Annotated in this window: 22 protein-coding genes and 2 pseudogenes; 9 read left to right on the top strand and 15 right to left on the bottom strand. The window is 72.0% G+C overall.

Annotated features, from left to right (window positions below; genetic code table 11):
* Positions 1 to 36 precede the first annotated feature (36 nt).
* Both ACEPPI_RS19635 and ACEPPI_RS19630 read right to left on the bottom strand, forming a co-directional pair.
* Entirely contained in the window at positions 37 to 1,083 is a 1,047-nt protein-coding gene (locus tag ACEPPI_RS19635; RefSeq protein WP_373916525.1) for an alpha/beta hydrolase, read from the bottom strand.
* Positions 1,080 to 2,696, bottom strand: coding sequence for a PQQ-binding-like beta-propeller repeat protein (locus ACEPPI_RS19630; protein ID WP_373916524.1), 1,617 nt, complete (start codon positions 2,694 to 2,696; stop codon positions 1,080 to 1,082). Before ACEPPI_RS19630 ends, ACEPPI_RS19635 begins: the two co-directional genes overlap by 4 nt.
* 176 nt (positions 2,697 to 2,872) lie before the next feature.
* Here ACEPPI_RS19630 and ACEPPI_RS19625 point away from each other — a divergent pair, with 176 nt between their 5' ends.
* On the top strand, positions 2,873 to 3,169 hold the full coding sequence (locus ACEPPI_RS19625) for a hypothetical protein (RefSeq protein ID WP_373916523.1): 297 nt from the start codon (positions 2,873 to 2,875) through the stop codon (positions 3,167 to 3,169).
* Here ACEPPI_RS19625 and ACEPPI_RS19620 read toward each other — a convergent pair.
* On the bottom strand, positions 3,166 to 3,636 hold the full coding sequence (locus tag ACEPPI_RS19620) for a DUF6328 family protein (protein ID WP_373916522.1): 471 nt from the start codon (positions 3,634 to 3,636) through the stop codon (positions 3,166 to 3,168). The genes ACEPPI_RS19625 and ACEPPI_RS19620 overlap by 4 nt on opposite strands.
* A gap of 189 nt (positions 3,637 to 3,825) precedes the next feature.
* On the opposite strand from ACEPPI_RS19620, the gene ACEPPI_RS19615 reads away from it, so the two are divergent.
* Positions 3,826 to 4,113, top strand: a complete 288-nt coding sequence (locus tag ACEPPI_RS19615; RefSeq protein ID WP_373916521.1) for a hypothetical protein — start codon at positions 3,826 to 3,828, stop codon at positions 4,111 to 4,113.
* A gap of 98 nt (positions 4,114 to 4,211) precedes the next feature.
* Here the strand turns inward: ACEPPI_RS19615 and ACEPPI_RS19610 are convergent, their stop codons facing one another.
* Positions 4,212 to 4,421, bottom strand: a complete 210-nt coding sequence (locus ACEPPI_RS19610; RefSeq protein WP_373916520.1) for a hypothetical protein — start codon at positions 4,419 to 4,421, stop codon at positions 4,212 to 4,214.
* Between the two features lie 224 nt (positions 4,422 to 4,645).
* On the opposite strand from ACEPPI_RS19610, the gene ACEPPI_RS19605 reads away from it, so the two are divergent.
* Positions 4,646 to 5,635 (top strand): hypothetical protein, encoded by a 990-nt coding sequence (locus tag ACEPPI_RS19605; protein ID WP_373916519.1) that lies wholly within the window; start codon positions 4,646 to 4,648, stop codon positions 5,633 to 5,635.
* Between the two features lie 90 nt (positions 5,636 to 5,725).
* Here ACEPPI_RS19605 and ACEPPI_RS19600 read toward each other — a convergent pair whose 3' ends face one another.
* Both ACEPPI_RS19600 and ACEPPI_RS19595 read right to left on the bottom strand, forming a co-directional pair.
* Positions 5,726 to 6,130 (bottom strand): hypothetical protein, encoded by a 405-nt coding sequence (locus ACEPPI_RS19600; RefSeq protein WP_373916535.1) that lies wholly within the window; start codon positions 6,128 to 6,130, stop codon positions 5,726 to 5,728.
* Between the two features lie 141 nt (positions 6,131 to 6,271).
* A pseudogene (locus tag ACEPPI_RS19595) lies at positions 6,272 to 6,649 on the bottom strand (NUDIX hydrolase); the annotation flags it as partial.
* Between ACEPPI_RS19595 and ACEPPI_RS19590 the strand changes: the two are divergent.
* The 3 genes and pseudogenes from ACEPPI_RS19590 (at position 6,530) to ACEPPI_RS19580 (ending at position 10,745) form a co-directional block, all read left to right on the top strand.
* Entirely contained in the window at positions 6,530 to 7,054 is a 525-nt protein-coding gene (locus tag ACEPPI_RS19590; protein WP_373916518.1) for a tyrosine-type recombinase/integrase, read from the top strand. The pseudogene ACEPPI_RS19595 and the gene ACEPPI_RS19590 sit on opposite strands and share 120 nt — an antisense overlap.
* A 4-nt stretch (positions 7,055 to 7,058) precedes the next feature.
* A pseudogene (locus ACEPPI_RS19585) lies at positions 7,059 to 7,388 on the top strand (helix-turn-helix domain-containing protein); the annotation flags it as partial.
* 2,778 nt (positions 7,389 to 10,166) lie between these two features.
* Positions 10,167 to 10,745 (top strand): YidB family protein, encoded by a 579-nt coding sequence (locus tag ACEPPI_RS19580; protein ID WP_373916517.1) that lies wholly within the window; start codon positions 10,167 to 10,169, stop codon positions 10,743 to 10,745.
* 379 nt (positions 10,746 to 11,124) lie between these two features.
* On the opposite strand, the gene ACEPPI_RS19575 is transcribed toward ACEPPI_RS19580, so the two are convergent.
* The 3 genes from ACEPPI_RS19575 to ACEPPI_RS19565 all read right to left on the bottom strand — a co-directional run bounded on the left by ACEPPI_RS19575 (position 11,125) and on the right by ACEPPI_RS19565 (position 15,647).
* A complete protein-coding gene (locus tag ACEPPI_RS19575) occupies positions 11,125 to 13,170 on the bottom strand; it encodes a hypothetical protein (RefSeq protein ID WP_373916516.1) in 2,046 nt (681 codons plus the stop codon).
* Between the two features lie 384 nt (positions 13,171 to 13,554).
* Entirely contained in the window at positions 13,555 to 14,145 is a 591-nt protein-coding gene (locus tag ACEPPI_RS19570) for an HAD family hydrolase (RefSeq protein ID WP_373916515.1), read from the bottom strand.
* 38 nt (positions 14,146 to 14,183) lie between these two features.
* The gene (locus tag ACEPPI_RS19565; RefSeq protein WP_373916514.1) at positions 14,184 to 15,647 is read right to left on the bottom strand and encodes an FAD-dependent oxidoreductase; all 1,464 of its coding nucleotides are present in this window, start codon (positions 15,645 to 15,647) and stop codon (positions 14,184 to 14,186) included.
* Between the two features lie 40 nt (positions 15,648 to 15,687).
* Between ACEPPI_RS19565 and ACEPPI_RS19560 the strand changes: the two genes are divergently transcribed.
* A complete protein-coding gene (locus tag ACEPPI_RS19560; protein WP_373916513.1) occupies positions 15,688 to 16,344 on the top strand; it encodes a TetR/AcrR family transcriptional regulator C-terminal domain-containing protein in 657 nt (218 codons plus the stop codon).
* A gap of 16 nt (positions 16,345 to 16,360) precedes the next feature.
* Here the strand turns inward: ACEPPI_RS19560 and ACEPPI_RS19555 are convergent, their stop codons facing one another.
* Together ACEPPI_RS19555 and ACEPPI_RS19550 are read right to left on the bottom strand one after the other, a co-directional pair.
* Positions 16,361 to 18,877, bottom strand: coding sequence for an MFS transporter (locus ACEPPI_RS19555; protein ID WP_373916512.1), 2,517 nt, complete (start codon positions 18,875 to 18,877; stop codon positions 16,361 to 16,363).
* A gap of 72 nt (positions 18,878 to 18,949) precedes the next feature.
* Complete coding sequence (locus ACEPPI_RS19550; protein ID WP_373916511.1) at positions 18,950 to 20,011, bottom strand: chitinase; 1,062 nt, start codon at positions 20,009 to 20,011, stop codon at positions 18,950 to 18,952.
* Between the two features lie 377 nt (positions 20,012 to 20,388).
* Here ACEPPI_RS19550 and ACEPPI_RS19545 point away from each other — a divergent pair, with 377 nt between their 5' ends.
* Positions 20,389 to 20,691 (top strand): muconolactone Delta-isomerase family protein, encoded by a 303-nt coding sequence (locus tag ACEPPI_RS19545; RefSeq protein WP_373916510.1) that lies wholly within the window; start codon positions 20,389 to 20,391, stop codon positions 20,689 to 20,691.
* Between the two features lie 25 nt (positions 20,692 to 20,716).
* On the opposite strand, the gene ACEPPI_RS19540 is transcribed toward ACEPPI_RS19545, so the two are convergent.
* Positions 20,717 to 21,193 (bottom strand): hypothetical protein, encoded by a 477-nt coding sequence (locus tag ACEPPI_RS19540; protein WP_373916509.1) that lies wholly within the window; start codon positions 21,191 to 21,193, stop codon positions 20,717 to 20,719.
* Positions 21,194 to 21,712: 519 nt separating this feature from the next.
* Between ACEPPI_RS19540 and argG the strand changes: the two genes are divergently transcribed.
* Positions 21,713 to 23,161 carry an argininosuccinate synthase gene (argG, locus tag ACEPPI_RS19535; protein ID WP_280916087.1) on the top strand — a complete coding sequence of 483 codons (1,449 nt, stop codon included), beginning with the start codon at positions 21,713 to 21,715 and terminating at the stop codon, positions 23,159 to 23,161.
* A gap of 134 nt (positions 23,162 to 23,295) precedes the next feature.
* On the opposite strand, the gene ACEPPI_RS19530 is transcribed toward argG, so the two are convergent.
* From ACEPPI_RS19530 to ACEPPI_RS19520, 3 genes are all read right to left on the bottom strand, one after another.
* Complete coding sequence (locus ACEPPI_RS19530; protein WP_373916508.1) at positions 23,296 to 24,420, bottom strand: PP2C family protein-serine/threonine phosphatase; 1,125 nt, start codon at positions 24,418 to 24,420, stop codon at positions 23,296 to 23,298.
* An 83-nt stretch (positions 24,421 to 24,503) separates the two neighbouring features.
* On the bottom strand, positions 24,504 to 25,928 hold the full coding sequence (locus tag ACEPPI_RS19525) for a carotenoid oxygenase family protein (protein ID WP_373916507.1): 1,425 nt from the start codon (positions 25,926 to 25,928) through the stop codon (positions 24,504 to 24,506).
* Positions 25,925 to 26,569 carry a TetR/AcrR family transcriptional regulator gene (locus ACEPPI_RS19520; RefSeq protein WP_373916506.1) on the bottom strand — a complete coding sequence of 215 codons (645 nt, stop codon included), beginning with the start codon at positions 26,567 to 26,569 and terminating at the stop codon, positions 25,925 to 25,927. The genes ACEPPI_RS19525 and ACEPPI_RS19520 overlap by 4 nt, the downstream gene beginning before the upstream one ends.
* Positions 26,570 to 26,600 lie beyond the last annotated feature (31 nt).

Here is a 26,600-nt window from a genome sequence, read left to right as displayed (position 1 = left end):
CCTGCGGCGTGCGGTCCCGCCGGGCCCGGCCTCGGTCTACGGTCTTCCGGGCGCCGGCGGGTGCTGCGCCAGGATGCGGCGCAGCCAGCGGGTCCGGGCCTCGCGGGCGTCCCGGCTGAGGGCCGCCCGGGGTGCGAGGGTGTCGAAGCCGTGGAAGGCCCCCGGCCACACGTGCAGTTCGGCGTGACCGCCGGCCTGCCAGATCGCATTGGCGTAGGCCACGTCCTCGTCCCTGAAGGTCTCGGCCGAGCCGACCTCGACATAGGCCGGCGGCAGCCCGGAGAGGTCCGTGGCCCGGGCGGGAGCGGCGTAGGGCGGGAGGTCGGCGACGCCCTTCCGGTCGCCCAGCAGCGCCTGCCAGGCGGTCGCGTTGGAGGTGCGGTCCCAGGTGTCGACGCCGGCCATCTGGTGGCTGGAGAAGGTCCGGTCGCGGTCGTCGAGCATGGGGCACAGGAGCAGCTGCCCGATCGGGACGGGTCCGCCCCGGTCCCGGGTGAGGAGGGCGAGCGCCGCGGCGAGTCCGCCCCCGGCGCTCTTTCCGCCGATCACGATGCGGTCGGCGTCGATGCCCAGCTCGGCGGCGTGCCCGGCCGCCCAGACGAGGCCCGCGTAGCAGTCCTCCAGCGGTCCGGGGTAGCGCGCCCGCGGTGCGAGCCGGTACTCGACGGAGATGACGGCCAGCTCCAGCGGGAGGGCCCACGCGCGCAGCAGTTGCGGGAGCACGGACCACGCGTTCCCCATGATCATTCCGCCGCCGTGCATGTAGTACAGCAGGGGCAGGGGGCCCGTGGTCCCGGCCGGGCGGGCGCTCACGAGCGTCACGTCGGGCTCTCCCGCCGCTCCCGGCACGCGCAGTTCGTCCACCTCGAAGCGGCCGTCGGCCCGCAGGTCCCGCAGCGAGGGCCTGGGCCGGGCGGCGGCGTCCCGTTCCTGCCGGGCCACGAGGTTCCCGGGCGTGAACGGCTCCCGCACGGCGTCACCCAACGCGGCGAGGGCGCTGCCCAGTTCCGGGTCGAAGGGCGGCGGGGCCGGATCCGTTCCCGGGCCCGGTCCGGGCTCGTACGGGCTGCCGACGGCGCTCACGACGCGCCCTGCCGTCCCGCGGGGGAACCGTCGCACTCCAGGAGGCGGCCGTCGACGGTCCCGACGAGCAAGTGGCCCTGCGGTGCCACGACGAGGGACAGCGCCACGGTGGGCACGCCGTCGACCTCCAGCTCCCGGCGCCACCGCACGGAGCCGTCGCCGGCGTCCAGTGCCACCAGGGTGCCGCAGTTGTAGGCCGCGTAGACCGTCTCCCCGTCGGTGTCGAGCGCGGTCGCGGGGCTGTCGGTGCGGTACTGCCACCGCACGTCTCCGTTCAGGGACCGCCGCACGACGTAGGCCCCTCCGGGTTGCGGACCGTGGCCGTGGTGGACCTCGCCCGCGTACACCAGGGACGGGCCGATCTCGGCCGCGGGCCCGCCGAAGTGGTGTTCCCGCGGAACCCACGAGTGCGGGAAGAGCCGGCGCGGTGTCCCGTCGGTGCTCACCGCCACGACCCACTTGTCGCGGTGCGGCTCGTCCGGGTCCGTTCCCACCAGGGCATAGGTGCCTCTCGCGCGGCGGACCGGGAACGGATGGTTGAACACGTCGAACGCGCCGACCTCCGGCCCGGCCACCGGACCGGCCGGATCCAGCATCACCAGCCGTGCGGGGGGCTTCCGGGGGCCGTCCACCGTCCGCAGGACCGTCCGGGAGCCCCCCGAGAGCAGGACCGCCGGCGCGTCCGGGACCACGGTTTCCAGCACCTGCCCCGTGTCCAGCGCGATGCGGGTGATCCGGGCGGTCCCCGGGGACGGCTGCTCCCCTCGTCCCGCGCACGGGCGGCCGCGTTCGACGTTGGTCCACAGGGAGGTGCCGTCGGAGGCCGGCAGGAGCTGCCGCCCGCCCACCTCGTCCAGGACCGCCCATTGCCGCTCCCCCGACGGAAGCCACGACTCCGCGCGGACTCCGTCCAGGGCCGCCAGGGCGCGGCCGTCCTCCAGGGCTTCGACGGCCCACACCCGACGGCGTACGGACCAGGTCCGGCCGGTCGCCGTCGCGAGGTCCGTCAGGAGCCTTCGGGCCTCGCCGCCGCGGTCGGTCCGGGCCGCGGGCTCCGCCGGGGCGTCCAGCTCCCCGGAGCCGATCGACCCCTTCCCCACCGCGGACCAGTCGGCGCGGTCGACGACGGCCACGTGCCCCTGCTCGTGCGCGAGGGGGTTCTCCCAGTCGTCGTGGGGTGCCACCACCAGGCGCAGCGCCGTCCCGCTCAGCCACGACGCGCCGAGCACTTCCCGCCCGTGGCGCAGCGCGGACACCACGTCGCCGGTGCCGGTGTCGAGCAGCAGCAGTTCGCCCTCGAAGGAGTAGCCGCCGTCGTAGCGTCCCGTTCCGACGGCCAGGAGGGGGAGGACGGGGTGGAAGGCGAGCGCGCGCACGGGGTAGCGGGACCGCGCGAGGTGACGGCAGCGCAGGCCGTCCCGCTCGTAGACGCCGACCCTGTGTCCCGTCCAGCCGGAGTCCGCGGTCGCACCGCCGCTCCACTGGACGGAGCCCACGTCCCCGCCGACGGCGACCAGCCGCGAGCTCGCGTGGACGAGGGCCAGGGCCGGTTCTCCGATCCCGGCGAACGGACGGTCGCCGAGGACTCGGCGGACGAACGGCTCAAGGGTCATGCAGGGTCCTCCCCGGGGTGGCGCACGGTCGTCCATGATCCCCGCGGCCGGGACGGACCGCCAACGGTTTCGGCGGGGGCCGCTGCCGACGCGTCCGGCGCCCGCCCGCGGCCCTGCACCGCAGCCTCCCGGGGGTCCGGAGGTTTGCGAGCGCCGCCACCGAGCAGCCGCCCTGTATGGCGCACATCCGCAGCGGGAAGCCACGGGCAGGACCCGGAACCGGTCCGGACGCCGCCGGGCCGGTGTGCGCGACCGGGCAGGCGGACGACACCGGGACGTCGCGCCGGGTGGCGACGCCGGACGCGGTCGGCCGGGACGGCCAGACGCCCGGGTACGACAGCGAGACCGTCGAGGACGCGATGGTACGGATCCGGAGTGAGGCGCGCGGGCGCTGGCCCGAGCTGGACCAGGTGTTCCTGGACGTCACGGACGCGGACGCCGCATACGGCCGCACTCACCGCTCGGACGTCTAGCGGATCCGCGCCCACATGGGCAGTGCGAACCAGCACAGCAGGTACCAGGCCAGCACGCCGCCCACGATCCAGGGCACGAGCGCGTTGTGGGTGGCGACCCGCAGGACGAGCAGGAGCGCCGCCGTGCAGGTGGCGAGGAGCAGGACCAGGCCCGTGGCGATCAGGCGCCCGGCCCACACGACCGCCTCGGGTTTGATCCGCCGGCCGGTGACGAGGCCGTGGAACGCCACCGGGCCGATGAGCGCGCCGGTCGCCAGCGACCCCAATACCACGGTGATGATGTAGATCGTCTTCTCGGTCTGTGCGAGCCCCGCGAAGACAGGGGTGAAGGCGACCGTGAGCAGGAAGCCGAAGAGGATCTGGACGCCGGTCTGGGCGACGCGGATTTCCTGGAGGAGGTCCTGCCACTGCCGGTCCGCGCGCTCTTCCACGGTCTCGTTCCGCCCGGCGCTGGTGTCGTGCGGCATGACGCCTCCCTGGGACGCCCGTCGCTGCGCGCCTACAACTGGAGCGCCGACGGGTTCGCTCCGGCGCTCCGTGCGGGACTTGTGGCTGTTCATGCAGGTCGGAGGCGCGGGTAGACGCTTCACTCGATCGTGTGGGGATCTGACGATTACTGGCAGATTCCAGGAGTTCTCTCTGTAATTTGCTTCCTTGTGACGGATTCCGGGACTCGTCGCTTCTCCCTCATCACGGGCGGCGACGTAGCTGTGAAGGACCGGCCCGGCGAGCAAGTGCGGCCGGAGCCGGGCCTGGCTGACGTCCTGACGCTCCAGCGACAGACCGCGGCGACCGTGTCCGTGGAAGCCGAGCGCGCGCTCTTCCAGGACTCCCTCGCCGAGTACGTATGGGCCCGGGACGTCGCGGGCCTGTCACCGCGCACGCTGGAGTCATTGGTCCAGCCGGTGCTGGAGATCTGCGCGTACTACGACGTCATGCCGTGACACCTGACCTCGCGGCAACTGGACAAGTACTTCGCGGGCCCGGGCAAGCGGCCGCGGCACACGACGGTCCGATCGAAGATCAACCGGATCGACCTCTACTACGCCTTCCTTGAACAGCGGTACGCCGGCGAGATCCACCGCCGCTTCGGCGCGGTGGTCCAGTCGCCGGTCGATGCGTTCAACAGGCCGGTGCACCGCGGGGACTTCGGGCTTCGGATCCCGCCGTCGGCGCGGGCGACGAAGGAGTTCTTCGCCGCGTGGCGGGAGGCGCTGCCGCAGGCCCGGAAGTACCCGGTGGCAGTCCGCAACTACGTGATGTCGAAGCTGACGTACATCTCCGGGGTCCGGGCAGCGGAGCTCTGCCAGGTGCAGCTCGGTGACGTGCACTGGGAGAACGGGCAGTGGGGCCGGTTCCTGGTCCACGGCAAGGGCGCCGGCGGCTCCGGCCCGAGGGACCGCGAAGCCTTCCTCTTCGAAGAGGGCCGCGCGCTCCTGTGGTGGTACGTCGAGGAGGTGCGGGGCGAGTTTCCCGATGACCCCTCTGACCCCCCGAGCGCCGCTGTTCCCCTCCGAGCGGCTGGCGAAATCGCTCGCCGGCATAGACGGACTGCTCGCCCCGCCGGTGGTGCCCGACACGTTCCGGCGCGCGCTGAAGATGGCCTCGCACGAGTATCTGCGGGGCCCGGTCAGCGAGCTCTTTCCGCATCTCCTGCGGCACGTTGTCTCTGCTTGGTTTCTGTGTGGCGATTGGCTCCAACTGGGCCGGTGGCCTGGGTGTTTGGGCTTTGCGTTGAGCCGTGTGGTGTTTCTACTGTCAGCGCCCATGATCTTGAGTTTCTTCTCGTCCCGGGGCTGGGAGTCCTGGGACATCGAGCATCGGCCGTTGATCTCCGAGGGGATGCCCGTGCACGTCGACGACGACCTGCGCTTCGAGGACGGCCCGGCCGCGCCGCGTCCGACGGCGGTGGTGAACCGGTGGTTGCGTGAGCTCCCGGCCAGTGGGGCGCCGGCGCCGAGTTCGTGGGAGAACTACGCGCGGGTGGTCAAGGAGTGGATGGAGTTCCTGGCCGAGCACGGGGTGGGGCCGTTCGACTCGCGGGAGCGGTTGAAGGCGGGGCTGAGCCGGTACGCCGAGCACCGGGCGGCGGGTCCGTTGAAGGCCCGGTTCGCGGCGACGCCGTGGGGCCAGCACACGAGCATCCTGTCGCTGTTCTACCGGTGGGCGATGCACGAGGAGTACGCAACGGCCGAGCCGTTCACCTACCGCGCCGCGCGGGCCCTGTTCGCCGGGACCGGTCGGGAGGTGAAGGTGAACCTGGCGGTCCGCCGCACCCCGAAGCCGCATGTGACGATCAAGTACCGACCCCCGCGAAGCCCAGATCACCCGCCTCAAGGCGGAGAATGCCAAGCTCAGGGAGCGACTGGCCAAGTCGGAACAGATGATCGACGAGCTCGCGGACTTCCGCACCCAGGCCCTGGCCCGGCTCGCCGCACAGCACGAGGAGATCGTCCGGCTCCGTGATGCCGCCGCCGGGGCCAGCCGGGTCAGCCGCCTTCCCACACCACGAACCACCGTGATCGGGACGTGCAGTTGAAGCACGATCTCCGCGGGTCAGGCAGGCTCGGGGAGGTGACCGAGGTGCTCGATGACGCGCTCGCGCAGAAGGAGATACTCCTCCCAGCGCCGAGGAAGCGGCCCAGGTGGACGTTTGACGACCCGGGCTGCGGTGACGGTCTGGCCATCCCGGAACTGCTCGTGCGTCAGGTCGAGGTCCACACCGCTGGGCAACCGATTCCACCAGTGAAATCCGTGCTGTTCCCCACCGCAGTGGACCTCCCCGACCATGAGGTCGCCACCGAAGATGTCGTTCACTATCAAAGCGGTGATGTCACAGTGACCCCACGCCGGGTTGCCGGGCTGCCAGCCGGCGCGGACGAGGTCGTCCGGGGAACAGGTGTCAGCGGCCCAACTGGCCCGCAGAGCCTTGTCGATGACCAGCAGGTTCCAAGGGATCAGGCCGACGGCATCGCAGTCGCCACTGACATCGGCGGATCGCCGGGGAGACGCCTCTTCAGCTGCCGGCCCGGACTCGGACTGCAGGTATCGGCACAGAGCTTTCCGTCCTCCCGGAACGAAGAGACGTTGATCGACGGCCTCGCACAATTCGGCCTCTGTCAGCCAGCCCTGCCAGGCGATCTCGCCCGGGTCCGGAATCAGGGGTTCAGTCACGACAGCCTCATGCACCCCAAACCACACGGGGCTGATCCCCTCCCGGCAAAGGAACTTGAACATGAAGCGCACAGGCACACGAACGCCCAGCTCTTCGGACAGTTCCCGGGCCGCGGCTTCCTCATACGACTCACCCACGTTCACAGCGCCACCGACCATCACGTCGTAGTAGCCAGGGAACCGGGAATGCGTCTCGGACCGTCGCAGCACCAAGATCCGCCCTGCCCGATCACGGCAGATCGTCGTCGCAATGCGATGCGGCCAGTCCTGACGCTCCGCCTCGCCTCGTTCGACGACTCCCAACACGCGGTCCTGCTCATCTACATGCTCCACCAATTCGCTCACGGAGGCACGATCTCAGTCCCCACTGACAGCGAGGCCCCAGGAACACGAAAGAGAGTGACCTGCATCACGGGAGGTCCTGCGGAATACAACACAGCCGACCATCTGCGTCGCGAAAGCCGCCTCTGCGATCGGACCTGCTCAATCGCCACACGGAGTCATCCGCACGCGGCCTCTGCGGACACAAGGCACGCCTGCGCGACCCACAACTATGAGGCGGGGATGCCGTTGTGGGACGTGCAGGTCTTGCTCGGACATGTCTGGGCATCCACCACGGTCGGCTACCTCGCGACCGCGAAGGGCGACCCGGAGCGGGCGAGCCCGGAGTCTTCCCGGCGAGCGGTTCGCCGGCTGAGCACGGATGCATGATCCGTTGAAGTGGAACCTGCGCTGGGCCGCGGCCAAGCGCGACATTTGGCGCCCGACCCAGCTGCAGGCGGCCTTCCGGGAGGTGGGATTCACCCCGTCCCTGAGCAAGGTGGCCGCGCTGTGGTCGGGCAAGCCGGTCACCGTCCGGCTGGAGGACCTGGACATGATCTGCGCCGCCCTGAAGTGCACGGTCGCGGACCTGATGGAAGCCGAGCCGGTAGCGGCGGCCGAGGGACGCCTGGAGACCGAGCAGCGCGCCGTCGGCGACAGCGGGCCCGCACGCCCGATTCCGCGGCCGGGCAGCAGCGGAGCCCGGCGTTCCCTGCCGCCGAACCAACCGGGGCGACCGGTGATCAGGGGGTTTGGGCTGCTCGGGTCGTGCGGGACGTGCGCGAGCTGGGGAGCGGTGAACGGCAAGGCCATGTGCCCGCGGTGTGCGTGGGCGTGGATCCGCGTGTCCTCGGGCCGGGACGGCTGGAGCGAGGCGTCGTGCCGCCGCTGCGCCTGGACCGTGCCGGTGACGCGGGCGGGCGTCTGCGCGCCCTGCCTGCTGGCTATCCGCCTTGGGGAGGACGACCCCTGGGCCTGGGGCGAGCTCCACGACGAAGCCCTGTCCCCGGGCCGGCCGCGTCAGCTCGCCCTGGACATCGACGGGGTCGCCCTGCCCGAGGCGAGGCCGCTGCGCATGCCTCAAGCCAAGCCCGGGCGGCGAGCGGCCATCCCCTCGTGGTTACGGGCTCGTCTCCCCGAGCAGGTCCACGACGACCCCCGGATCTGCCCGCCCCAGGTTCCCGGGCGACTGGGGCTCTTCCCCACCCCGGCCCGCCGGTTCGCCCGCACCCACGCGGCCCGCATCGGCGACCGCGACATCCCCGGCTTCGAGGCCGTCTCCGAGCAACTGCAGCAGATGGCCGACGAGCGCCGGGTACGCGCCCGGACTGTGTGGATCTGGCGGCTCGAAGGCTTCGCCCGCCTGGCGCTGGCCGCCCGTGACCCCGACCGGCACCAGGTCGCCACCAAGGCCCTGAAGGACCTCCTCTACAACGGCCCGATCCTCGGGCAGGCCCTGGACCGAGCCGGCCTCCTCGCACCGCCACCCCCGCGCCGGATGGTCCCGCCGCGCGGAACCGGTCCCACCCGCCAGGGCGGACAGCGCGACCTTGAGCTGCGGGGGCAGTGCGCCCACTGTCTGGCCTGGGCGAATGATCGCCGGGTCCTGTGTGTGCCGTGCACCAGCTGGTGCTCCGAGATGCGCAAGCGCGGCGGCCACGAGGCCGAGTGCGGCCGCTGCCACCGCACGCTGATGCTCAGCGCCGGGATGTGCCGCATGTGCCGCATCGTCGTCGCCGAAACCGAGGTCGACACCGCCCAGATCGCGATGAAGAACGGGGATCAGCTGTGGTTCACCGGCCCCTATGCCGCCGGACTGGCGGTCGGGCGCTTCCTGACTGGCACTGCGGCGCCCCAAGGTCGCTTCGCCCTCAAACGACGCCGCGCTCGTGCCCGGGCCAAGTCCGAACGCCAACTATCCGAGTACCTAGTGGACCCCGCCCAGCTGGGACTGTTCCCGTCCCCGCCCCGGGACCGGACTCGTCTGGACACCAGCATGCCGCCCGCCCTGACCGCGGCAGCAGACAGCCTGGTCACTGACTTCACCGCGTACATGCGGGGCCGCGGATGGAACACCGACTTCTTCAACGGCAGCATCCGAACCCTGCGCATCGTGACCGGGCACCTCGGCGCCGAGGCTCCCATCCAGGAGGGCGACATCCGGGCCCTGGCCTCCATGAGAGCCGACCTCCAGGGCGCCCGCGTCATCAACTACCTCCGCCTGCGCGGCCTGCTCGCCGCGCAACCGCCCACCGATCCGTGCATCGCCCGCTCCCGGCATCACGCCACTGCCATCGCCCGCCCGGCCTTCTCCACCGCGGCGCACACCTTCATCGACGTACTCCTTGGCCAGGGCAGCACCTCCAGCCGGGCCCGCAGCTCCAAGACCGTCGAGAACTACGTGGGCGCCATCCTGGGCACCCTCGAAGCGTGGATCGCCGACGGGCTCATCGATCCCCGTGAGATCACCAGGAAGCACATCGAGGACGTCCTGGACCCGCTCCGCGGCGACCAGGCCCGCCGCCTGCACACCGCACTGCGCTCCTTCTTCAGGGCCCTCAAACGCGAACGCCTCGTCTTCCGAGACCCGGCCCGCAGCGTCTCCCTCACCAGCAGCCGATCCGTGCCGACCGCGCTGCCCTCCGACCGCATCGCCGGTCTCCTGGACCGCCTCGACGACCCGCGCGACCGCCTCATGGTCGCCCTCGTCGCCAGCTACGCCCTCCTCGCTGGACAGCTCACCCACCTCCGGGGAACCGACCTCGACCGCAGCAAGGGCCAACTGCGCCTGCGCCGGGCGGGCCGCATGGACCACGTCATCTACCTCGACGCCTTCACCCTGCGCCTGACCGCAGCGTGGGAGCTCCAGCGCCGCCAGCGCTGGCCCGACAGCTCCAATCCCCACTTCTTCGTCACCCGCAACACCGCCGTCGACGACTCCGGCCCGCCCATCAGCGCCGGCGTGGTCCAGTTGCTCTTCCAGCGAGTCGGCCCACCGGCCGGCCGCCTGCGCGTGGACCGAATCGTCGACGAGGCGCGCCACAGCTCCGACCCCGTCCGGCTGATGGAGCTCTTCGGCCTGTCCAACCATTCCGCCACCGGCTACGTCCTGTCGGCTCACCCGGATAGGAGGAATGGCCCGATCGCCCCCTAGGGCGGCGGGGACGTGGGCAAGGGCTTTGTTCACGAGGACGGGTTCTGGCTCAACTTCCGTGGAGACGCCTCGACGATCGGTTCACCGGGACACCGAACGATGGGAACCGGCAGGTCAGTGCTCTGGTTCGACGCGGGCACGGGCATGTACGGCCCGGTTCCACAGAAGTTGGGCCAGAACCCGAGGACGGGCAGCACTTCGACACCGGTTCGGGAGTCGCAGCCTGGCCGCAATATTCACGAGTTTCGGACAGCACCTGGGCCTGCTGGGGCTGTCTCGTAGCAGTGGACCTTGCAGAGGTCAGATCCACCCTGCGTTTGATCTCGCTGGGGCGGGAAAGATCCCCGCATGACCGATCCTGTGAACGACGGCGTGGCCACGCCGACAACCGTGCCGATCTCGGTGAAGAGCCTCTCGGACGCCGGTCTGGAACCGCAGCTGCGGTCCTGGATCAGCTCCGGACCCAACGAGCCCGTGACCGCCGAACAGATCACCCGGGCCATCGGGGAGGACCGGCTCGCCCAAGCCGCCGAATCCCTGGGCCGCGAGCCCGGCGACCTCGCCGCAAGCCTCGCCGCCGATCTCCCCGGCCTCATCGACACCGCCTCCCCCAACGGCCACGTCGAATTGGCCCGCACCCAGGACGAAGCCGGCGCCATCCAGGCCCGAACGGCAGGCAGCATCCACGCCTACATCGAAGGAGGACCCGCCTCTCTCTACAACGGGTCCGACGCCATCGCACTGACCACCAAGTCCAACGGCGTGACGCTGACCGCAATCCCTCAAGAGGTCGTGGACGACGCGACTTCCACTTCCGGAACCCAAGCCGACATGACGATCATCGCCGCACGCCCGCTCGACACCCGGAACGGGCTCTACACGGCCGACATGACCGTGATCTTCGATGCTGTGCCCCGCTCCCAGTAGGCCCAAGACCGAAAACCCGCCTCCTCGCAGCCACGGCGTTGGCACCGTGTGTGACGCAGTGCCGACGCCGTGGAATGGAGTCCCCAGGGTGGCCTGGCCGCCCGGTCCCGCGCCACCAAGACGCCGAAGCCCGGCGGGGCGCGACCCAACCGACGCTCACCCTCCACCCGGCCGGCGGGAGAGCCCGCGAGGTGCCTCCCCTTTCCCGTGAACACCGCCTATTGGCGCGAGCGAGCGACTCCCAGTGTCGTGTCAAAACGACGCCGCTACTCGTGTACAAAGCCATCGGCAACAACCACGTCCTTGCCCCTGGCTCTCCGTGGACCGCGGGCAGGAGAGTGCGCTGGGCTCCGGAGCAGCAGGCGCTGGTGGCGTGGGTCTACCGGTGGTACATCACGTACAGCTTGTTGCTGTGTGTGGCCGCGGCGACCTCGTCCATCGGCTTGATCTCGGTGCCGGTGCCGACCGGCTGCGTGGTGCTCCAGGCACCGCCTGAATGGGTGGAGGAGACCAGGGTGCCGTTCGTGTTGCGCAGGAAGATCCACAGCCTGTTGTTGTGGGTCGCCAGAGTCGGCCCGCAGGAGACACGCCAGCCCGGAGGCGAGGAGAAGTCCTTCCATCCGCCGCTGAATTCGGCATATGTGACGTCCACGCGGTCCTGCCTGTCGTCGCCCTTTCCGCGAGTGGCCTGCCACAGGGTGCTGCCCTGGGCGGTGAAACCGACAGGGCTGTCAGTCCTCCACGGGTGGTGCTGCGAGGACCGACTCCACTCTGGGTCGGTCCCGTCGTAGTAGTTCTCCCAGAGCATTCCGTCTTCGCCTACGTGCACCATCCACAGCTGGTCGCGCCAGGCCGCCAGCGCGGGGGCCTTGTTCAGGTAGGTGTTGCGGGACTTGGTCGTCTGGGCCCACGAAGTGCCGTCTTCGTTGACGCTCCACACCATGCCGCTCTCGTTGTCCGCGGCGACGAGGACGCAGTACAGCTTGCCCCGGTAGACCGCCATGGCGGGCGTGAAGTAGCTCCTCCATCGGTGGACCCGGACGGGCGTCGACCAGGTCTGGCCGTCCAGAACCGTCCACATGACCCCCTGGGTGCTGGCGTCCAGGAAGAGGGCGTGCAGCTTTCCCTTGAAGGACGCGAGCGCGGGGAAGTTCATGCTCTTGAAGGGCAGGGGGACCGGGGCACTGGCGGTGTCCCCGGTGTAGGTGACGTATTCGAGGGTTCCGGCGGGGAAGGGTACCTTCTCGCCGGTGTACTTCACCCTCAGCTCGTGGTATCCGTCACCGTTGAAGTGCCAGTTGGTGTGGCCGCGGTGGGACAGGACGGCCAAATCCTGGCGGCTCATCCCGATGGTGCGGCAGCTGGAGAGGTCGTCGTAGTTGCGGAAGTAGTCGATGATGCTGACGAAGAGCTTCCCGATCTCCCACGAGATCGCCACCCACGTCGGGACCGAGAAGCCCGTCAGATAGTCCCCGATCATCAGGGCTTCATCGATGCGGTCGACCGCTTCGTTGAGGGCCTTCTTGAGTGCGTTCCACCATTCGTCGTTGCTCTGATCGGCTTCCCAGCAGCAGATCGTCGTCCCGATGTAGCCGTCGGATGTTCCGTCGAAGAAGATTCCTTCGCCGGCGGTGAAGTGCCTCCTGTCGCCCTTCTTGACGGCTCCGAACTCCTCCGAGACGAAGGTGGCCCCCGTGGCGTTGCCGCGGCTGGTGGCGGCGGTCCAGTAGATCTCGTCCCGGCCGCCCCCCTGGTCGCCGACCGCCCGGTTGACGTAGAAGCTCTCCATCTCCAGCTTCATCCGGAACGTCGTCGCCGCACGGGAGCCGTCCTCGCTCTCACCACCGGCCGGCGCCTCCCCGCTCTGCCCGATGCCGGCATCGGCTGCGCCGGTGGCGGTGAGGGGTTCGGTGACGTCAGCGAAGGCGGTGACAGCGAACCCGGTCTCGGCCATCGCTTCGATGAAGGCCGGATCCTCCGGCTGCCCCGAGGCTGCCACGGCCGGCGAGACGATCTGCACCGTCGGACACGCCAGCGCATCGGCCTGCAGGCGCGGAAGGTCCTGGCGCAGGTCCGCCATCGAGTAGCCCTGGGTCACCGGACGGCTCGTGATCCTCTCCGGCAGCAGCGCCACCCGCCCCTGAGCATCCACCAGTTCCCGGTACACACGTCCCCACTGCTGCGTCTCCGCGCCGGAGAGCTGCGCACCGACTGCGTTCAGCAGGATCTGTTCCAGGTCGGTGGGCGTCTGGCCCTGCCGCAGCCGGTCCGCACCGTGCAGCAACGCCCCCAGCAGCATGTTGCCGGACCCGCCCTGTCCCAGCGTCAGCGCCCGCGCCGCACGGTCTTGCGTGCGCTGTCCCGACAGAAGCCCCCGCAGCCGCTCCAGCCGCTCCTGCTCTGTCGCCCGCACCCTGTCCGCCATTGAGCCCTCCCGATCCGCCACTTTCCGTATCCGTTTCATCACGGACAGGTGCACGGTAGGGCGGCCAAACCGGCCTGACTGGACCGAAGTGCCTAATCGGTCAGGAAACGGCCGGAAACGCCATCTTGATTGCAACCGGGTTCCCCGCCAGGCATCCGGCGAACCCACACCAGGGTCAACGCCCGAGCGACGAATCGCGGCCGGTTCCAAGGCAGAGCCCTCTGAGATTCGGCGAACTCGTCGGTTTCCCCGGAGCGGGCACCGCATGCCCGCACCCCGGGCCCGTGCCGGCGGCGGTCCGCGTCGGGACGGCGTACGGCGTACGGCGGTGCTCCGGCGGGTACGGCGAGGACCGCAACGCCCCCTGGGCCCGGGTCTGGCGGCTCAGCCGCGCCGGGGCTGTGGGACCCGTACGGACGCCATGCCCGCCGCCGTGGCGGCCTGGATGCCCAGGTCGGTGTCCTCGAAGACCAGGCAGTGCTCCGGCAGGACGCCGAGGTGGGCGGCCGCCCGGAGGAACGCCTCGGGGTCGGGCTTGGCCCTCGTGTAGTCGCCGGCGCACACCAGCACGTCGAACGAGTCGAGGAGGCCGAGGACGGTCAGCGACGCCGTGACGGAATCGCGGGTGCTGCCGGACACCACGGCCGTCGGTATGCGCCCGCGGGAGTCCTCGATGTGCGCCAGGATTCCCGGGACCGGCGTGAGCCGGGGCAGGAGTTCCCGGTAGAGGTGTTCCCTGCGGTCCGCGACGGCCGCGACCGGCATCGACAGCCCTTGGGCCTCGTTGAGCGAGGCGATGATGTCCGCTACCGGCCGGCCTCCCCAGGCGTAGAAGAGGTCCTCGGGGAACGTGCAGTCCCACTCGCCGAGGGCTTGCGTCCAGGCCCGGTAGTGCAGGGGCATGGAGTCGGCGATGGTGCCGTCGCAGTCGAACAGGTAGGCACGGAACTCGCCGGGCGGCAGGGAGATGATCATCCGTTCAGCATATGGCGCCCGGGTGGGACCGGGGCGGTCTACAGGCCGGTCCGGGCCGCGTACCAGGTGGCGCCCGCGGCCGTGGTGCCCGCCCAGCCGACGTAGCCGTCGGGCCGGACGAGGAAGAGGCCGTCCCCGTAGGCCGCCTGCGACGGCACCCGCACCGTGCGGACGGTGGGCAGTGCCGGCAGGGCGGTCCCCGGCGCGGTGCCCACGACCAGCAGGGTCCAGTGCGGGCCCCGGAACGCCTCGAAGAGCCTTCCGCCGTCGCCGGCGTCACCGTCCGGCGCGCGGTCGCCCGCGCGCACCGCGTCCTCGGGCAGGTCCGTACGGGTCTCCACCGCGAGGGAGGACTCCCGGTATCCCAGGCCCAGTTGACGCGTGGCCGCACCGCGCCGGGCCTCTCCCCGGTGGATCCGGGTGGACAGGCCGAGCATCTCGGCGGCGACGGGCCGCCGTTCCTCCTCGTAGGTGTCCAGAAGGGACTCGGGCGCGCGTCCGCCCAGGACGGCACCGAGCTTCCAGCCCAGGTTGTACGCGTCCTGGACGCTGGTGTTGAGCCCCTGGCCGCCCGCGGGCGAGTGGACGTGCGCGGCGTCCCCCGCCAGGAAGATCCGCCCCTGCCGGAAGGCGTCGGCCAGTGCGGCGCGCGGCCGGAAGTCCGAGGCCCAGCGCACCTGCGTCACGGCTTCGGGGGCCAGGTGGGTGCGGGCGGTGACGACGGCCCGGATCCCTTCGAGGGTGAGGTCGATGTCCGCGCCTTCCGGGAACTGGGCCGTGAGCTGGAAGTCCCGCGTCCCGGCGAGCGGGCAGAGCGCGAGGAACCCGCCTCCTTCGGCGGCGGGCGGGAAGACGTGCCAGTTCTCGCGATCGAGGCCGTCGACGCGGACGTCGGCGACCAGTACCGGGTTCGGGTCCACGGTCTCGCCGGCCATGCCGATGCCGAGCGCGCGCCGCACGGTGGAGCGGCCGCCGTCGGCGGCGACGGCGTAGCGGGCGCGCAGCGGCGGGCCCGAGGCGAACTCCGCCGCCACGCCTTCCGCGTCCTGGGTGATGCCCACCAGCTCGCGGCCGAAGGCGACCTCACCGCCCAGTTCCGCGAGGCGGGCGGCGAGGATCTCCTGCGTGCGCCACTGCGGGACCATCCAGGGCTCGCGGTACGGCGAGTCCCCGGTCTCCCGGCTGTCGTCGAACATCGGGTGTTCGCCCTGGCGCAGGCCGTCCCGCCAGATCGCCGCGACCGGGTACGGACCGCCGGCCGCGCCGATGGCCTCCCCCACGCCCAGGTCGTCGAAGACCTCCCGGGTACGGGGCTGGACGCCCTTGCCGCGCGAACCGGGGAAGAGGCCCTCGGCCCGTTCCACGACGAGGGCCCGTACACCGCGCCGCGCGAGGTCCAGGGCGAGGGCGAGGCCGGTGGGGCCCGCGCCGATGACCAGTACGTCCTGTACGTCGCATCCGTCCTTGCGCATACCGCTCTCCTTAACGTCGTTAAGTTCCATCTCCGCACAGCATTCCCTTAACGCTGTTAAGCTGTCAAGCGTGACGACCCGGAAAGCTCCCAGACTCGACAAGAAGCAGGTCGTGGAGACCGCGCTGCGGCTCCTCAACGAGACCGGCCTCGACGGCCTCACCCTGCGCGCCATCGCCAAGGAGCTGAACGTCCAGGCACCCGCCCTGTACTGGCACTTCAAGGGCAAGCAGGAACTGCTCGACGAGATGGCCACGGAGATGTACCGCCGGATGGCCGCGGACGCCGACGCGCGACTCGCGCACGGCGCCACGTGGCGGGAGCGGCTCCTGGCGGGCAACCGGAGCCTGCGCGCGGCCCTGCTGGGGTACCGCGACGGCGCGAAGGTCTTCAGCGGTTCCCGCTTCACGGGCACCGAGCACGCGGTCCAGATGGAGGCGAACCTGCGCGCCCTGGTCGACGCCGGCTTCACGCTCCCCCAGGCGGTCCGCGCCACCTCCACGGCCTACTTCTTCACCCTGGGCTTCGTCACCGAGGAACAGGGCGTGGAGCCCCTGCCGGGGCAGCGCCGGGAGGGCTACGACATCGACGAACGCGCCGCCCGGCTGGCCGACTACCCGCTCGCCGCGACCGCCGGCGCCGAGCTGTTCCAGGACTACGACGAGGGCTTCGAGGAGGGTCTGGGTCTGGTTCTGGCCGGGATCGCGGCCCGCTACGGCGTCGGCTGACCGCGCTCCCCGCGGGTCAGGGGCGGATCGGCACTCCCCCGGCCGCCCCGGGCGCCTTCACCCTGATCGTCAGCCCGGCGACGAGGGCCGCCAGCAGCAGGAATCCGCACGCCCACCAGATGGTCAGGGGGGATTGGAGCACCTGGTCCCCGTCGGCGGAGGCGAGGCCGCCGAGCAGCATGACGCCGAGCGCCACGCCCGTGTGCTGAGCCGCGGCGAATGCCGCCGAGGCCGCGCCGGAGTGCCCCTCGGGGACGGCTTCGGTCATGACGGCGAGAACCGGCACGAGGGCCGCACCGGCGCCGCAGCCGGCGAGGAGCATGCCGGGCAGCACCCAGCCGACGTACCCCGCGCCGGTTGCCCTGACGAAGAAGAACAGGCCGAGGGCGGTGGCCAGCAGACCGCCGACGATCAGTACGCGGGGCGCGACGCGGTCCAGCAGGCGGGCGGAGATCTGGGTGGCGCCGATGGCCACGGCCGCGACCAGCGGCAGGAGGAGGACCCCCACCGCCTCCGGCCCGTAGCCGAGGTAGGGGCCCAGGCAGGTGCGGAGCACCGGGACGAGGACGAGGAGGCCCGCGCCGGCCAGGACCGAGGTCACGAGGCAGCCCGTGCGGCCCGGAACCCTGAAGAAGTACGGCGGCAGGAGGGGCTCGGGCGTCCGGGTCTGCCGCATCAGGAAGACCACGAGCAGGACGACGCCGAGCACGAGGGAGACGGTGACGGGGGGCTCGAACCCGTGGAGGCGGCTCAGTTCTCCGAAGCCGAGCGTGAGGCAGACGAGGCCGCCGGCGCCGAGCAGCGCGCCCGGTACGTCGAGGCGGGCGCCGGGGCGGCCCGGACGGTCCGCCGGCAGACCGAGCGCGGTGACGGCCGCGATCACGGCGATCAGTGCGCCGGCGTACAGGGACCAACGCCACTGGAGGTGCCCGGTCACCACCCCTACCAGCAGCACCCCGAGCGCGGAACCGCCGCCGACGATCGCGGCGTAGATCCCCAAGGCCCGGCGGCGCGCCTTCGGGTCGGTGAAGCCCGTGACCGCCAGGGAGAGCGCGGTCGGCAGCACGAACGCGGCGGCCGCGCCCTGCCCGGCGCGGGCGCAGATCAGCACGGCCGGCACCTCGGACAGCCCGCCCAGCACGGCCGCCGTGGCGAACGAGGCCAGCGCGACGACCATGACCCGCCTGCGGCCCACGAGGTCCGCGACGCGGCCGCCGAGCGGGAGCAGCCCCCCGAAAGCGAGGAGGTACAGGCAGAAGAGCAGGTACGTGCCGCCGGAGGAGAGACCCAGGTCTGCCTGGGCCATCGGCCAGGCCGACCTGAACATCACTCCGTCGAGCACCACCACCAGCTGCGCCAACACGGCCACCACCAGGCTCCGGCGGCCTCCGGCGGGGGCGGCCGGTGCGGGGGTCGAGGCCCGCACCGGGGCATCGGCCGGGCTCGGTGCCGGGCCGAATCCGGGGGCGTGGCCGGACGGGACCGGCACGGTCGGGGCGTACGCGGGAGGTGTGCGCGGGGACCGCGGATCGGGAGCGGGGGCCTGCAGGGGCACGGGCGGCGCGACGGGGGTGACGGCCGGGGCGGTGACGGCGGCCGGGGCCGGTGCCTCGGTGCGCTGCGCGGGGGCGTAGTCCAGCAACCGGGCCGCATGACGGCCGAGTTGGGCCAGCACCGGGCCCGGCAGCCACTCCGTCGCCGGGTCCGTCGCCGGGTCCGTCGCCGTACGGGCGGCCACCTCCGCCGGGGTGGGCCGCCGGGCCGGGTCCTTGTCCAGGCAGGCGCCCACGAGTCCGGCCAGCGGTTGCGGTACGCCGGTCAGGTCCGCCTCCTCCTCGGCCACCCGGAAGAGGTGGACGTTGAGGCCGGTGTCCCTGGCGCCGAAGAGGAACCGGCCGGTGGCGGCGTAGACGAGGACGGCGCCCAGGCAGAAGACGTCACTGGCGGGGGTGAGCGCGAGACCGCGGACCTGTTCCGGCGACATGAAGCCCGGGGAGCCGATCAGCATGCCGGTGCGCGTGTGCAGGCTGTCCCCGCCCAGGCTGTCCATCGCGCGGGCGATGCCGAAGTCGATGACGCGGGGGCCGTCGACGGTGACGAGGACGTTGGACGGCTTCAGGTCGCGGTGGATCAGGCCCGCCCCGTGCACGGCCCCGAGGGCGAGGGCGAGCCGGTTGGCGAGGACGTGGACCGAGTGTTCGGGCAGCGGCCCGAAGTCCCTGGCGACCACCGTGTGCAGGTCGGGTCCCGGCACGTACTGCGTCGCGACCCAGGGCACGGCGGCCTCGGGATCGGCGTCGAGGACCGCCGCCGTCCAGCTTCCGCCGACCCTGCGCGCCGCCGCCACCTCGCGGGCGAAACGCCGGCGGAACTCCGGGTGCCCGGCGTACTCGGCCTGCACGACCTTGACGGCCACGGTGCGTCCCGCTTCGGAACGCCCGAGGTAGACCAGACCCATCCCGCCCGCGCCCAGCCGGGCGATCAGACGGTACGGACCGATGCGCGCCGGATCTTCGGCGATCAGCTGCTCCACGGAAGTAAGATAGTGCAGCTCTCCAACGGTGGGGCCCCCTCGGGCGGATTCCGTGCCCGAAGGGGCGAGCGGTCAACGGCCTTGCAGCGCCCGGACGTTGTCGCCGAAGGTCCAGTTCCTGGATCCGTCCCAGTTGAGCGACCAGGTCATCAGCCCCTTGAGCCGGCCGCCGTAGGGGTTCCACGCCTGGGAGACCAGGCTCGGCGACATGTATCCGCCGCCGGCGCCCGGCTGGGCGGGCAGCCCCGGCACCTGCTTGTCGTACGGCACCTTGACGGTGGTGTTCTGGACGACCAGACCGCGGTCGAGGCAGTCCGTCTGCGCCTTGAAGCCGGCGACGGTACCCGCGGAGTAGGAGTCCCCGGAGCAGCCGTACATGCTGCCGTTGTAGTACTGCATGTTCAGCCACCACAGCCGGCCGTTGTCCGCGTACTTCTTGACGATCGGGAGGTACGCACCCCAGATCGAGCCGTAGGCCACGCTGCCGCCGGTGACGTACGCCGTCTCGGGTGCCATCGTCAGGCCGAAGCCGGCCGGCATCCGGGCCAGCACGCCGTCGATGATGCGGATCAGGTTGGCCTGTGACGCGGAGAGCTGCGTGATGGAGCCGGAGCCGACGAGGCCGGTCTCGATGTCGATGTCGATGCCGTCGAAGTTGTACTTCTGCAGGATGGGCACGATCGTCGCCACGAACCGGTCCGCGACGGCACTGGAGCCGAGGTCGATGCCGGCCGCCGCGCCGCCGATGGACATCAGCACGGTGAGGCCGTCCTGTTTGGCCTGGCACATCTCGGCGGGGGTGGGCACCTTCACGGTGGTGTCCATGCCGTCCTCCCACAGGACGGTCCCGTCGGAACGGATGACCGGGAAGGCCGCGTTGACGACGTTGTAGCCGTGGGCGCGGATACGGGCGTCGGTGATCGGTATCCAGCCCAGGGGCGGGTGGACCCCGTTGGCCGAGCCGTCCCAGTTCTCCCAGTAGCCCTGGAGGACCTTGCCCGTGGGCCTGGACTTCACCGGGCAGGTGTCGGCCGCGGCGGGCGCGGCGGGTGGCGGTGCCGCCGCGGCGGGTAATTGCGCGAGGAGCGCGGCCGCGAGTCCCGCGCCGAGCAGGCAGATGGTCCGGCGGATCATGGAGTGCTCCCTTCGTGCCGCTTCCGCGCGGGCGCCCTGGGTGCCCGCGGCGGGAGGACGGACCTGAGTGGGGGGAGGGAAGGAGCGGGGGTGGGCCGGATGCGGAGCGGGCCGCGAGAGCGGTCGGCGGCGGGACGGGGCCCGGCGGCGGGCACGGCCCGGTGCGCCACAACGTAAAGTTGGTCCAGACCATCCGTCAAGAGGTGCGGCACCGACCGGATCCGCCGGGCCCGGACGGGAGTGGAGGCGGGCCGGGCAACGGGCGGTGGCGGTCGCGACGCGAGGCTCTCCCCCGGACGGCCGGTACCCGTCGGCACGCGCGCCGGCCGGGGCGGCCGTAGCCTGTTGGCCGGCGGTCCTGCGGAGGAAGAGGGAGCATGCGCGAGTTCCTGGTCGAGATCACCACCACCGTCCCCGAGGGCACCGACCCTGCCCTCGTGGACGAGCGCCGCGCCGCCGAAGCGGTGCGGGCTCGGGAGCTGGCCGCGGCGGGACACCTCGTACGACTGTGGCGCCCGGTCGGTGAGCTGCGGAGCATCGGTCTGTGGCGGGCCGCCGACGAGGCCGCGCTGCGCGAGAAGGTGCTCGGCACACTGCCGCTGCGGGCGTGGATGACCCACGTCGTCACCCCCGTCGAGTCCCACCCCAACGACCCCGGCGGGCCCGCGTCCGCGTCGTGACCGCGGGCCCGCCCCGGGCCACGGCTCAGGAGGGCCGGACGACCACGCCGTCCCGGACCGTCAGGGGGGTGGGCTGATGCTCCTCGTGGAAGCGGGTCCAGCCCAGGCCGACGCCGCCGTCTTGGCGACGGTGGGCGTCGGCCGCCGCGGTGGCGAGCCAGGCGAGGAGTTGACCGGTGCGTTCGAATCCGTCGGGGTGGATCTCCTGGCGGCTGGTCAGGGCCCAGGCGCCGCGTCCGGTGCGCTCCCGGGGGAGCAGCAGCGAGACGAGGGCGCCACCGATCGCGTACGCCTCGCCCCGCTGGGCGAGCAGGGGCTCGGGGTGGTCCTCGACGACGGGCCGCCCTTCGTCGTCCTCCACCACCCAGGGGAACTCGGTCACGATGCGGAGCGCCTGCGGTACCGGGCCCAGACCGAGGTGCCAGCGGAGTTCGGCGAGTTCGGGTTCCGGCAGGTCGGCGCGCAGGTCCAGCGCCAGCATGAGTTCGAAGACATCGGCCATGTGCGCACACGCTAGCCCCCGCCGGGCGCCCGCGCGGGGCCGCCCCCCGTCCGGCGGCGGGGCCCGTCGATGGTGGGGGCGCGCGGGCCGGGCAGCCGGGCCGTCTCCTCGGTCCCCGCGTATGGGGTCGCGGGGTCGCCCTCGTGCACGCAGCCCGGCCGGCGGGTGCACCGGTCGGGGAAGGCGTCGTAGGCGATCTGCCGGCCGCGCGGTCTCCGGTTCCTGGTCGGCGAGGGGATCGGAGAGGGTGTCGACCCCGTCGAGCAGCATGCGGCCGGTGCGCTCGGGGAACCGGGCGGCATACACGGCGCCCAGCCTGGTCCCGTAGGACCGGCCCAGGTGGTCGAGCCCGCGTTCGGCCGCGTCACGCCGGTCGCGGGGACGCATGTACGAGGGGCCCGTGCGTCCGGGGCTCCGACCAGGCACGCACGGGTCCGCGGCGGCCCCCGCGGACCGGTTCCGGAAAGTCCGCCCCGACGCCGCGTTGCATGAACATGCGAGGTGCTGCATAATCTTCCCATGTCTAAAGTCCTCACGTCCCTTCCCGCCGGCGAGCGCGTCGGCATCGCCTTCTCCGGCGGGCTCGACACCTCGGTCGCCGTCGCCTGGATGCGCGACAAGGGCGCCGTCCCCTGCACGTACACCGCCGACATCGGCCAGTACGACGAGCCCGACATCGCTTCCGTGCCCAGCCGCGCCTCCGCGTACGGCGCCGAGATCACCCGGCTCGTCGACTGCCGTGCCGCCCTCGTCGAGGAGGGCCTGGCGGCGCTCGCGTGCGGCGCGTTCCACATCCGGTCGGGCGGGCGCCCGTACTTCAACACCACGCCGCTGGGACGTGCCGTGACCGGCACGCTGCTGGTGCGCGCGATGCTCGAAGACGGGGTGCAGATCTGGGGCGACGGCTCCACCTTCAAGGGCAACGACATCGAGCGGTTCTACCGGTACGGGCTGCTCGCCAACCCCCACCTGCGGATCTACAAGCCCTGGCTGGACGCCGACTTCGTCACCGAGCTCGGCGGCCGCAAGGAGATGTCCGAGTGGCTGCTCGCGCACGGGCTGCCGTACCGGGACTCGACGGAGAAGGCGTACTCCACGGACGCCAACATCTGGGGCGCCACGCACGAGGCCAAGACGCTGGAGCACCTCGACACCGGCATCGAGACCGTCGACCCGATCATGGGCGTGCGGTTCTGGGACCCGTCGGTGGAGATCGCCACGGAGGACGTGACGGTCGGGTTCGAGCAGGGCCGCCCGGTCACCATCAACGGCAAGGAGTTCGCCTCCGCCGTCGACCTCGTGATGGAGGCCAACGCGATCGGCGGCCGGCACGGTCTGGGCATGTCCGACCAGATCGAGAACCGGATCATCGAGGCCAAGAGCCGCGGCATCTACGAGGCGCCCGGCATGGCGCTGCTGCACATCGTCTACGAGCGCCTCGTCAACGCGATCCACAACGAGGACACCCTGGCCGCGTACCACAACGAGGGCCGGCGCCTCGGCCGCCTCATGTACGAGGGCCGCTGGCTGGACCCGCAGGCGCTGATGATCCGCGAGTCGCTGCAGCGCTGGGTCGGCACGGCCGTCACCGGCGAGGTGACGCTGCGGCTGCGGCGCGGCGAGGACTACTCGATCCTCGACACCACGGGCCCGGCGTTCAGCTACCACCCGGACAAGCTCTCCATGGAGCGGACCGAGGACTCGGCGTTCGGCCCGGTGGACCGGATCGGCCAGCTCACCATGCGCAACCTCGACATCGCCGACTCCCGCGCCCGCCTGGAGCAGTACGTGGGGCTCGGCCTGGTCGGCACTCCCCACCCGACGCCGATCGGTGCCGCGCAGGCGGCCGCGACCGGGCTGATCGGGGCCATGGACGAGGGCGGCGCCGAGGCGATCGCCTCCCGCGGCGAGGCCACCGACGAGGAGACGATGCTGGACCGCGCCGCGATGGAGTCCGGCACGGACTGACCGGCCGACCGGCCGACCGGCCGACGACGGGAGGCCGGCCGGCTCCGTACGGCCGGCCTCCCGTCGTACCGCGTCCGCGGCCGCTGCCCCGGTGGACTTCGTTCCGCCGGGGCGGCGGCCGTTGCCCGTCCGCCTCAGGGCGGTCCGAGCCGCTGGATGGCCACCATGGCCGCGTCGTCCCCCAGGACGCCGCCGGCCGCGTGGCCGAGCAGGTCGGCGCGCAGGTACTCGAGCAGGGCGTGCGGGTCCGCCCCGGTCCAGGCCGCGGCCCGCTCCGTCAGCGGGTAGAACGTCCCGTCCCGGTCGCGGGCCTCCATGACCCCGTCCGTGTAGAGCAGGACGATGTCCCCGGACGCCAGGGGGAAGGTCTGCGCGGTGGCCCGCGCGTCCACCAGCCCGGCCAGGCCCAGGGGCGGTGCCGGATGGTCCACCTCCAGCGCGGTGACCCGGGAACCGCGGAACAGCAGCGGCGGCGGATGGCCGCAGTTGATGAGGTGCAGGGCCCGCTCGTGGTCGGGGAAGTCCAGGACGGCGGCGGTGACGAACCCCTCGCCGGGGTCGTCCGGGGAGCCGTCGGGCACCCGTGACCCGTCCGGGCCCGGGGCCACGGATCCGTCCAGGTAGGCGACCAGCCCGGACAGGTCCGCCTCCTGGTGGGCGGAGGCGCGGAACGCGCCGAGGACGAGGGCGGCGTCCCCGACCGCTTCCAGCCCCTTGCCCCGGACATCACCGATGATCAGTCGCGTTCCGCGGGCCGTACGGGCGACGGCGTACAGGTCTCCCCCGATCTGGGCCTCGGCCTCGGCGGCGAGGTAGACGGAGGCCAGGCGCAGCGGGCCGATCCGCTCGGGGAGCGGCCTCAGCACCACCTGCTGCGCGGTCTCGGCGACCGAGCGCAACTGGATCAGCTCCTTCTCGTGGACTTCGCGCAGGTGGGCGAAGAGCGTCACGATCACGGAGATGAGGATGAGGGCGATGATCTGGAAGGTGTGGTTCAGGTCGGTCAGGCTGCTGCGCACCGTCGCCGTCACCGCCTGGGCGACGACGGCGACGGCGCCGACGGCCGCGGTCGTCCAGGGGCCGGCGAACGAGGCGGTGATGGCCGGGGCCGCCACCAGGAAGGGCCCGAGGTGCACCTCGGGCGGGGCCAGGATGTCGACCACGGTCACGATGGTGATCAGCGCGAGCGGGACCGCCAGGAGCGCGTGGCCCTGCTCCCCTGCCGGATGAATGCTCGCACGCGGGCGCCCAAGGTCCATCCCTCCTGCATACACCGCCCCGGCCGGGGGCCGCGTGGCACCTCTGGAGTGCGCGCCGGGGAGCCCGCCCTTTGGGTCAGCCGTCAGCCGCGCACGGCCCCCGGCGGCCGGACGGCGGTCCGCGCGGCCGGATCCTCGTCCGGGACCCAGTTTCCGTGGAGGCCGAGGGGGACGCGTACGGGCAGGTGGATGCGGGCGAGCGGTTCCCCCGTGAAGTCCCGGGCGGAGAGGATGACCAGATCGGCGGCGCCGCGCTCCGGGCTGTGGACGTACGCCATCACGTAACCGTCGTCCTCGGCCCCGGGCGTCTCGGCGGGGACGAACACTCCCTCGCCGACCGCGGCGAAGCGTCCGAACTCGTGTGCCTCGGTGGTGCCCCGGGACAGGTCGTGTTTGAGGAGCGCGTTGCTGAAGCCCGCGTCGGGACGCTGGTCCCCGGGGCCGGCCGGCGGGGCGTACAGCTCGACCGCGGCGGCGTAGCCGTACCGGTACGGGAGCCCGGTGAAGCGGGAGTTGACACGGGGGAACTCCTGGATGCGGTCGTCCAGCCGCTCCTCGCGGACCTTTCCCGCGGCGAGGTCGATGGTCCAGCGGTGGAGGGTGGGGCGGCTGGTGCCGAAGTCGCGGATGTCGAAGCCCTCGGGGTGGCGGACGAGGTCGACGACGACGTCCGTGCCGTTCTCGTGGGCGTTGAGGGTGTGGCCGACCAGGCTCGGGGCCACGGGGAACCAGCGCACCGGTCCGCCCGCGCGGGGCATCACGCCCACGCGCGCCGGATGGGTGTCGTCCCAGACGAAGGGGATCCCGGTGGCGAGGTGGGCCGCGCTGAAGACCACGGGGGCGTCGAAGAGGATCACGTGGTGGTCGGTGAGCGCGAAGTCGTGCATGTAGGGGCTGCCGGGGGTGTGCACGGTGGTGGCGCGCAGCACGGTGCCGGTGTCGTCCATCACGATGTGCTGGACGTGTTCGGAGCCGTAGCGGAAGGCGAGCGAGTGGAGCTCGCGGGTGCGGGGGTCGAAGAGGGAGTGGGCGTTGGCGTTGTAGCCCTCGGGGGTCGCGCCGAGGTCGCAGGGGCCGAGCGTGTCCAGGTCGTAGGTGAGTTCGTACGGGCGTAACCCGCCCTCGATGAGCGCGAACGTGCGGCCGGCCAGGCCTGCCACCTGCACGTTCGGGGCGAAGTCCGTCCGCGGGTCGACGGGGGCGCCGCGGCGCGGTTCGCCGAGCCGGTCGGCGACGGAGGTGGAGCGGACCCAGCGGTTGCGGTACCACTCGGCGCGGCCGTCGCGGATGCGGACGCCGTGGACCATGCCTTCCCCGAGGGTCCACAGGTGCGTGGCGGCGTCCTCGATGCCCAGCGGGTTGGGGCCGGTGCGCAGGTAGCGGCCACTGAGGTGGTCGGGTATGCGGCCGGTGACGGGCAGGTCGTGGGCGGTGGTCTCCTCGGTGACGGGCGCGAAGTTCCCCGAGAGGTAGCGGTTGGTCGTCGTACGCGTCGTCGCGGGTGTCATCGGGGGGTCCGTTCCGGGTCGGTGGACGGGGCCGGCGGGGCGAGGAAGGCCTGGCCGAGCGCGGTCATGAGGGTGGTGTAGCGGTGGGCGGCGGTGTCGGGCGGGAAGTGGCCGGCGAGTTCGAGGCTCACCGCGCCGTGCGCGGCGGCCCAGAGCAGTTTCGAGATCTCGTGGGCGTCGCCGTCCGGCCGGAACGCCCCGGAGTCGATGCAGGCGGCGACGGCCGCGGCCGAGGTGTCGAAGGCGGTCCCGGCGATGGCGAGGGCCTCGGCGCCGGGGGTGTAGTGGGGGATGGCCCGTTCGAACATGACGCGGTAGTAGGCCGGCTCTGCCAGGGCGTGCTCCCGGTAGGCCGTACCGAGGTTGTCGAGGTGGGCCAACGGGTCGTCGGTCGGCGGGACTTGTTCCTGGGCTCGGCGCAGCCGTGCGAAGCCCTCCCGGTACAGGGCGTCGGCCAGGCCCTCCTTCCCGCCGAACATGGTGTAGAGGACCTTGGTCGAGGTGCCGATCTCGGTGGCGATCCGCCGGATGGTCAGGGCGGCGGTGCCCTCCTCGACCAGCAATCCGATGGCGCGGTCGAGAACGGCGGTCCGTGCGGCTTCCTGACCGGCCCGCAGGGCGTCTTGGTAGAGCGTGGTCATGGGTAACAACATAACCCAGAGGTAACGCCGT

The sequence above is a fragment of the Streptomyces sp. AB3(2024) genome (genome assembly GCF_041862025.1).
Classification (GTDB): Bacteria; Actinomycetota; Actinomycetes; order Streptomycetales; family Streptomycetaceae; genus Streptomyces.
The sequence above is the reverse complement of the archived record's forward strand: the minus strand, read 5'-3'. Positions and strand labels throughout refer to the sequence as shown.

Coding starts and splice junctions, on each gene's coding strand:
- ACEPPI_RS19630 (WP_373916524.1), bottom strand. CDS start 2,696: ATGACCCTTGAGCCGTTCGTCCGCCGAGTCCTCGGCGACCGTCCGTTC.
- ACEPPI_RS19605 (WP_373916519.1), top strand. CDS start 4,646: ATGACCCCTCTGACCCCCCGAGCGCCGCTGTTCCCCTCCGAGCGGCTG.
- ACEPPI_RS19575 (WP_373916516.1), bottom strand. CDS start 13,170: ATGGCGGACAGGGTGCGGGCGACAGAGCAGGAGCGGCTGGAGCGGCTG.
- ACEPPI_RS19580 (WP_373916517.1), top strand. CDS start 10,167: ATGACCGATCCTGTGAACGACGGCGTGGCCACGCCGACAACCGTGCCG.
- ACEPPI_RS19565 (WP_373916514.1), bottom strand. CDS start 15,647: ATGGAACTTAACGACGTTAAGGAGAGCGGTATGCGCAAGGACGGATGC.
- ACEPPI_RS19530 (WP_373916508.1), bottom strand. CDS start 24,420: ATGGACCTTGGGCGCCCGCGTGCGAGCATTCATCCGGCAGGGGAGCAG.
- ACEPPI_RS19590 (WP_373916518.1), top strand. CDS start 6,530: ATGCGTCTCGGACCGTCGCAGCACCAAGATCCGCCCTGCCCGATCACG.
- ACEPPI_RS19570 (WP_373916515.1), bottom strand. CDS start 14,145: ATGATCATCTCCCTGCCGCCCGGCGAGTTCCGTGCCTACCTGTTCGAC.
- ACEPPI_RS19520 (WP_373916506.1), bottom strand. CDS start 26,569: ATGACCACGCTCTACCAAGACGCCCTGCGGGCCGGTCAGGAAGCCGCA.
- ACEPPI_RS19550 (WP_373916511.1), bottom strand. CDS start 20,011: ATGATCCGCCGGACCATCTGCCTGCTCGGCGCGGGACTCGCGGCCGCG.
- ACEPPI_RS19625 (WP_373916523.1), top strand. CDS start 2,873: ATGGCGCACATCCGCAGCGGGAAGCCACGGGCAGGACCCGGAACCGGT.
- ACEPPI_RS19620 (WP_373916522.1), bottom strand. CDS start 3,636: ATGCCGCACGACACCAGCGCCGGGCGGAACGAGACCGTGGAAGAGCGC.
- ACEPPI_RS19525 (WP_373916507.1), bottom strand. CDS start 25,928: ATGACACCCGCGACGACGCGTACGACGACCAACCGCTACCTCTCGGGG.
- argG (WP_280916087.1), top strand. CDS start 21,713: ATGTCTAAAGTCCTCACGTCCCTTCCCGCCGGCGAGCGCGTCGGCATC.
- ACEPPI_RS19540 (WP_373916509.1), bottom strand. CDS start 21,193: ATGGCCGATGTCTTCGAACTCATGCTGGCGCTGGACCTGCGCGCCGAC.
- ACEPPI_RS19545 (WP_373916510.1), top strand. CDS start 20,389: ATGCGCGAGTTCCTGGTCGAGATCACCACCACCGTCCCCGAGGGCACC.